Genomic DNA, 4,216 nt, shown 5'->3' on the forward strand with positions numbered 1-4,216 from the left:
GTGCTGCCATGCTCCTCATCCTCCCGTGGAATCAGAGCCTCCACCAGACCCGGGGCGATTCACGTTGACCGCTGATAGGGACACGGCCCAGGACGCCCTGACGGTGATTGCCGCAGCCGGAGAGCCACCGTACGTGCTCGAATGCGGCACCGGATCGGCGTCCAGAGGTGCATAGACGCCATCGGTCGCAGAGACAGCTGCCACCGAGACGCTTCGGCACTACCGGCCGCGCGGACGCCGGGGTGGGGGCGCGCTCCAGCGTCCGCGCGCGGGGCGACACGAGCTGCCCCGTGCCCACTCCCTCAGGACTTGAAGGACCGACCATGCACATCCCGCAACGACGTCCGATGCCCACGAGGCTCTACCCCCACTGAGCCTGTTCGCGGGGCCGGCGGTCTGCTCCTTCGCGTCGGCGCCGATCAGTGGTGTACAAAATCGCGAGTCTCCGTGTACACGAAGCGACCGAAGCCCCACCATCGCCCCTAGTCAGCGCGTTTCGTGAACTACCCACCAGGGATGTCCCAGGACATCGAGAGCACCCCGATCCATCAGGATCGGGGTGCCCTTCGCTGTCCTCGATGCTTTCGCGACGCGTGATGGTCGCACAAGGCCCCCACATGGCCGAGTGGTCACCGGTGCAATGCATGCCCGGCCGATGCCCTGCACCACCGACCACTCGCACCCGGCGAGCCGAGCCGGTCATCACGGAGTCGATGCGGCATCGATGAGCTGAGCGAGCGGACCCCAGCGCTCCTGCGGCAGGGGGTCACAGCCCGCCGTGCACGAACCGCCCGCCCACGGCAGTGGCGACGACCTCGATCGCGGCGATCTGCTCGGCGGGCACCGCGCGCGGATCGTCGCTGAGCACCGCTAGGTCGGCGAGCTGCCCGGAGACCAGACGCCCCTTGCGCCCGCCCCATCCCGTGGCCTCCGCGGATCCAACCGTGTACGCGCGCAGCGCCTCCTCCGCGGTGAGCCGCTCGCTCACGGGGCCGTAGTCCTTCCCCGCCTCGGTGCGGCGCAGCACGAAGTCCTGGATCACGTCCAGGGGCCGCCCGCCTGCCACGGGCCGGTCCGAGCTGCCGGGAAGGACGAGCCCGGCCCGCAGCAGGCGCCCTGCCGGATACGACAGCTGCACCCGCTCGTCGCCGATCCGCTCGCGCACCGATTCCCCGAAAGCGCTGATGTAGTTGGGCTGGGTCGTCATCACCACGTCGAGTTCGGCCATGCGGGCCACCTGCTCGTCGCGCACCACGCCGCCGTGCTCCACGCGGTGCGGCATCACCGGCTCCCCGAACCGCTCGCGGGCCTCGGCGATCACCTCGAGCGCGAAGTCCAGTGCGGCGTCGCCGATCGCGTGCATGGCCAGCGCCCAGCCCCCAGCCGCGGCCGACAGCGCGGCGCGGCGCATCTCCCCCGGGTCCTGCTGCAGATAGCCGCGGCCGTGCCCGGCATGGCAGTAGTCCTCCGTCATGGCCGCGGTCATCCCCAGCATGGCGCCGTCCGTGAAGACCTTGGCCGGGCCGATCTGCAGCCACTCGTCGCCGGCACCCGTGCGGATGCCCGCGCCGAGCGTGACGTGGGTGCCGTCGTCGGGGTGGCCGTCGATCGGCTGCAGGCCGTCCAGGGTGACCATGGTCTGGAACCGGGTGCGCAGCAGGCCGGCCTCGCGGGCGCGCTGATACGCGCCGAACTCGAGCGGGCTGTGCCCGATCCACCCGCCGGCGATCCCGGCATCCGTCACCGAGGTGATGCCCTCGGCGGCGTACTCCTGGGAGGCGCGCTCCAGGCAGCGCCCGATGTGCTCGTGGGACTCCGGCTGCAGCAGATGCGTGACCAGCGGCATCGCGGTCTCCTCGAGCAGCCCGGTGGGCCGGCCTGCATCGTCCGTGACGATGCGCCCGCCCTCCGGCTGCCGGCGCACCTGCTCGCCGATGCCCGCCATGGCCAGCGCCGCCCCGGACACCGTGAGCGAATGGCCCGTGTTGTGGCGGATCAGCACGGGGCGTCCGTCGCCGGCCGCATCCAGGCCGTCCCGGTCGGGCTGAGGACCATCGAGGTGGCCGGGATCGAAGCCGGCGCAGGTGACCCACGCACCGGGGGCCAGCTGCGCCGCGCGAGCGCGGATCAGGCCGTAGACCTGCTCGGCGGAACGGGCCTGCCCGAGATCGACGTCAAGGCGGGACTGGCCGAACCACACGCTGTGCGCGTGCACGTCGTTGAACCCCGCGACGACGGCGCGCCCGCCGGCGTCCAGGCGCTCCCGGGCGCTCAGGCCGTCCAGCTGCTCGTCGACCCCCACGACGAGGCCCCGCCACACCCCCAGCCGCGACGCCGACGGACGGGCCGGATCGCCGGTGATGACGGACGCGTTGTCGATCACGAGGTCGAGCTGCATGGGATGGGGCTCCTGGGGGTGGCGGATGGGATCACCGGGCGGGCTCGGCAGGCCCGTCGGGCCTCAGCTCCGGGCGCTCACCACGGAGATCGCGCGCGTGTCCGGGGCCGTGTCCGCGACATGGTCCATGGCGGCGCCGACATCGCCCGTGCGCTCGTACGCGGCGTGGATCTGCTCCCAGATCGGGGCGTTGTGCACGCCGATCGCCCTCGGGTCCAGCACGATGTCCCCGCCGGCGCGCCGCTGCCGGTCGTAGTCCTTCATCAGGCGGATGGCCTTCGGGCTCAGCAGAATCAGCGCGAGGATGTTCACCCACGTGTACAGGCCCAGGCCGAAGTCGGCCAGCGACCACACGAACTCCGAGGTCTGCACCGAGCCGATCACCATGGACACGGCGAGCAGGACCCGCGCGATCCCGACGCAGATCCGCTGGGCCCTCTCGTTCGGGATGAGATAGGCGAGGTTCGTCTCCGCGTAGAAGGAGAACGACAGCAGGGTGGTGAAGGAGAAGAGGAACACGGCGATCGCCACGAAGGACGGGCCGAAGGCGGGCAGCACCGAGTCGATCGAGATCTGCACCCAGGCCGGGCCCTCCTCCACCCCGGGCACGTTCTCGGCGAGCAGCGTCTCCTCATCCGGGCCCAGCACGTTGAAGCTGTTGGTGGACAGGATCATCAGGCCCGTCATCGTGCACACGAACAGCGTGTCGACGTACGCGGAGAAGGCCTGAGCCAGGCCCTGCTTCGCGGGGTGGGAGACGTGGGCGGCCGCCGAGGCCTGCGCACCGGAGCCGGTGCCGATCTCGGTGGAGTACACCGCGCGGCGCACGCCCCAGGCGACCGCGGAGCCGAGCAGGCCGCCGTAGACGGCGTGGGCGCCGAAGGCGCTGGAGAAGATCAGCCCGAACATGGCCGGCAGCTGCTCCCACATCATGACCATCACGAGCAGTCCGACGACGATGTACGCACCGGCCATGAACGGCACCACGAGGCCCACGGTGCGCGCCAGGCGATGCATGCCGCCGAACACGATGAGGCAGAACAGCACGGCCATCCCGAGTCCGACCCACAGCGGGCTCCAGCCCCAGGCCTCCGTGGTGGCCGCCGTGACGGCATTGGCCTGGATCTGGGGCCCGGTGATCACCGTGGCGAACACGGTGGCCGCGGCATAGGCCACGGCCAGCCAGCGCCAGTTCCGGCCGAGGCCCTCGAGGATGTAGAAGGCGGGTCCGCCGCGGTACTCGCCCCGCACCTTGTGCTTGTAGAGCTGGGCCAGGGAGCTCTCCGCGAGCGCCACGGGGGCGCCGAGGATGGCGGTCACCCACATCCAGAACATGGCGCCGGGCCCGCCGAGGTAGAGAGCCGCCGCGACGCCGGCGATGTTGCCGACGCCGATGCGGCCCCCGAGCGCCATGGCGAAGGCCTGGAACGAGCTGATGCCCGCCGACGACGAGCCGCCGCCGAGCAGCTGGCCCACCATGTCCCTGATCAGGCGCACCTGGGGCACGGCCATGCGGACGGTGAAGTACAGGCCCAGGGCGAGGATGCCGAAGGACATCGGCAGGCTCCAGAGGATCCCGTTCGCGGCGGTGATGAACTGTTCCATGGGGGTCCCCCGGGTCGTGATCGAGTCCTGTGACTATAAGCACATCGCGATCACGGTCTTCACAGGGCATCGCCGCAGACCGCCGTCGCCCTCGGCCGATCCCGCAACGGCGCACCGTTCGGCCGGATCCCGGCCATCCGCGTCCCTAGATGTTGTGGGTCATGAGGTTCTTGGCGCGGGTGCGTCGATGAGATGAGGAACGGGCTCCTCGTC

2 protein-coding genes are annotated in these 4,216 nt (G+C 70.9%); both read right to left on the reverse strand.

Annotated features, from left to right (window positions below; genetic code table 11):
* Positions 1-766: 766 nt before the first annotated feature.
* A complete protein-coding gene (locus FSY66_RS12305) occupies positions 767-2,398 on the reverse strand; it encodes an amidohydrolase (protein WP_144795363.1) in 1,632 nt (543 codons plus the stop codon).
* 63 nt (positions 2,399-2,461) lie between these two features.
* Positions 2,462-4,003: an alanine/glycine:cation symporter family protein gene (locus FSY66_RS12310; RefSeq protein ID WP_144795365.1), complete on the reverse strand. Its 1,542-nt coding sequence runs from the start codon at positions 4,001-4,003 to the stop codon at positions 2,462-2,464.
* Positions 4,004-4,216 lie beyond the last annotated feature (213 nt).

It is taken from the genome of Kocuria palustris (assembly GCF_007666205.1).
GTDB classification, from domain to species: Bacteria; Actinomycetota; Actinomycetes; order Actinomycetales; family Micrococcaceae; genus Kocuria; species Kocuria palustris_A.

Bases quoted from the DNA above. Each gene is read 5' to 3' on its own strand.
- FSY66_RS12305 (WP_144795363.1), bottom strand. From the start codon at position 2,398: ATGCAGCTCGACCTCGTGATCGACAACGCGTCCGTCATCACCGGCGAT.
- FSY66_RS12310 (WP_144795365.1), bottom strand. From the start codon at position 4,003: ATGGAACAGTTCATCACCGCCGCGAACGGGATCCTCTGGAGCCTGCCG.